At 54.7% G+C, this 708-nt stretch carries 1 protein-coding gene; it reads left to right on the forward strand.

The genetic code is table 11. From position 1 onward, the window contains the following. The coding region (locus tag ASV53_RS24330; protein WP_338091437.1) for a sugar-binding domain-containing protein at positions 1-708 on the forward strand (708 nt) is incomplete at both ends.

Genomic DNA, 708 nt, shown 5'->3' on the forward strand with positions numbered 1-708 from the left:
ACCGATCGACCTTCCCAACAGTTGCGCAGCCTGAATGGCGAATGGCGCTTTGCCTGGTTTCCGGCACCAGAAGCGGTGCCGGAAAGCTGGCTGGAGTGCGATCTTCCTGAGGCCGATACTGTCGTCGTCCCCTCAAACTGGCAGATGCACGGTTACGATGCGCCCATCTACACCAACGTGACCTATCCCATTACGGTCAATCCGCCGTTTGTTCCCACGGAGAATCCGACGGGTTGTTACTCGCTCACATTTAATGTTGATGAAAGCTTGCTACAGGAAGGCCAGACGCGAATTATTTTTGATGGCGTTAACTCGGCGTTTCATCTGTGGTGCAACGGGCGCTGGGTCGGTTACGGCCAGGACAGTCGTTTGCCGTCTGAATTTGACCTGAGCGCATTTTTACGCGCCGGAGAAAACCGCCTCGCGGTGATGGTGCTGCGCTGGAGTGACGGCAGTTATCTGGAAGATCAGGATATGTGGCGGATGAGCGGCATTTTCCGTGACGTCTCGTTGCTGCATAAACCGACTACACAAATCAGCGATTTCCATGTTGCCACTCGCTTTAATGATGATTTCAGCCGCGCTGTACTGGAGGCTGAAGTTCAGATGTGCGGCGAGTTGCGTGACTACCTACGGGTAACAGTTTCTTTATGGCAGGGTGAAACGCAGGTCGCCAGCGGCACCGCGCCTTTCGGCGGTGAAATTATC

It is taken from the genome of Photobacterium sanguinicancri (genome assembly GCF_002265265.1).
GTDB classification, from domain to species: Bacteria; Pseudomonadota; Gammaproteobacteria; order Enterobacterales; family Vibrionaceae; genus Photobacterium; species Photobacterium sanguinicancri.